The 1648-nt window shown below is 65.4% G+C and carries 1 protein-coding gene; it reads left to right on the top strand.

Going from position 1 to position 1648, the window contains the following annotated elements; translation table 11 throughout:
* Positions 1–76 precede the first annotated feature (76 nt).
* Complete coding sequence (locus ACFFWD_RS25925; RefSeq protein WP_376969927.1) at positions 77–1234, top strand: IS110 family RNA-guided transposase; 1158 nt, start codon at positions 77–79, stop codon at positions 1232–1234.
* Positions 1235–1648: the final 414 nt, after the last annotated feature.

Below are 1648 nucleotides of genomic sequence, written 5' to 3'. Positions count from 1 at the left end.
TCAGATCCTATGGGGTGGCGGGTGGTCAAGAGAGGTTAGGATTGGATTGCCAACCACCCAGCCTCGGAGGACCAAGATGATCAAGCTCGATCGCACTGACACACCCGCCGCGAGGGAGCATGTCACGGTTTACCTTGCATTTGAACTGAGCAAAGCGAAGTGGAAGCTTGGCGTGTTGCTGCCGGGCTCACAGAAGCTGAGCCGCTACACGATTGGCGGCGGCGACCTGGTGGCCTTGGCAGCCCGGCTGGCGGACATGCGCAGGAAGGCTGCCGCGGGCGGGCAGTCGGTGCGCGTGCTGTCGTGCTACGAGGCCGGCCTCGACGGCCACTGGCTGCATCGCTGGCTGACGCAGCACGGCGTCATCAATCATGAGATTGATCCCTCCAGCATCGAGGTGAACCGTCGGGCACGGCGCGCCAAGACCGACCGGATCGATCTGGAGAAGCTGATGCGGACCTTCCTCGCCTATTTGCGCGGCGAGCCGCGGGTGTGCAGCATCGTCCACGTGCCGACGGTTGAGGATGAGGATCGCAAGCGCCGCACCCGCGAACGCGAGCATCTGATCAAGGACCGCACGGCTCACATCAACCGCATCAAGGGACTGCTGCATGGACAGGGCATCCGCGATGTCCAGCCGCTCGCTCGGTCGTTCATCGAAGGCCTCTCCAAGCTGCGCACCGGCGACGGTCACCTGATTCCCGTGCGGCTGAGGGAAGAGATTGCGCGCGAGCACGAGCGGCTGCGGCTGGTCGCCCGGCAGATTGCCGAGCTCGAGGCCAAAAGCCGCGCCGAACTGCGCGCCGCGCAGCCGGGCTCGCCAGAAGCCAGGATCATGCAGCTCATTGACCTCAAAGGCATCGGCCCGGTCGGCGGCCAGGAACTGGTCAACGAGGTGTTCTATCGCGACTTCGACAACCGCCGTCAGGTCGGCAGTTACTTTGGTCTCACCGGCACGCCTTACGACAGCGGCGAGCGAAGCCGGGAGCAGGGCATCAGCAAAGCCGGCAACCGGCGGGCCCGTGAGCTCGCCATCGAACTGGCGTGGCTCTGGACGGTCCATCAACCGGACAGCGCGCTGACGCGCTGGTTCCGCGAGCGGGTGCGCGATCTCAAGGGACGCATCCGGCGCATTGCCATCGTCGCCCTGGCGCGCAGGCTGATGGTGTCGCTGTGGCGCTATCTAACGGCCGGCGTCATCCCCACCGGCGCCGTGCTGCATCCAACGCTGTAACCGGCCGCGCGCCATGATGGCCGACGTGAGCCAGGACAGACGCGTGACCGTCGTCATCCAGGGGAGCAAACATCCCGCTCTCTCAGAGGGGTCCCGTCCTTGCTGGGCTTTGCCTTCACCCGTGCATGAAAGATCAGGGTACCGGGCCTCGTGCCTGACCGGATACAAGGTGATGCGGTCTTGCCGCATTGTCCTTCACGGCCCAGGCCTCGCAACACGTCTCGTTTGCCATCGCGACCGTGCGCCTTGTGCGGGCGCCATTGTGGCGCTGAACTCGTCGCGCTCAAGGCCGCTGCCGCGCCGCCTCCGGCGGTGGCCTACGGCCAGCCTTGACCGCTCCTCTCTTCAGCGCCCAAGACCGCCGCCAACAAACGACGCCCTCTTGACACCTCACACCCCATACAAGGATGACGG

The organism is Bradyrhizobium erythrophlei (genome assembly GCF_042430365.1).
Lineage (GTDB): Bacteria > Pseudomonadota > Alphaproteobacteria > Rhizobiales > Xanthobacteraceae > Bradyrhizobium > Bradyrhizobium erythrophlei.
The sequence above is the reverse complement of the archived record's forward strand: the minus strand, read 5'-3'. Positions and strand labels throughout refer to the sequence as shown.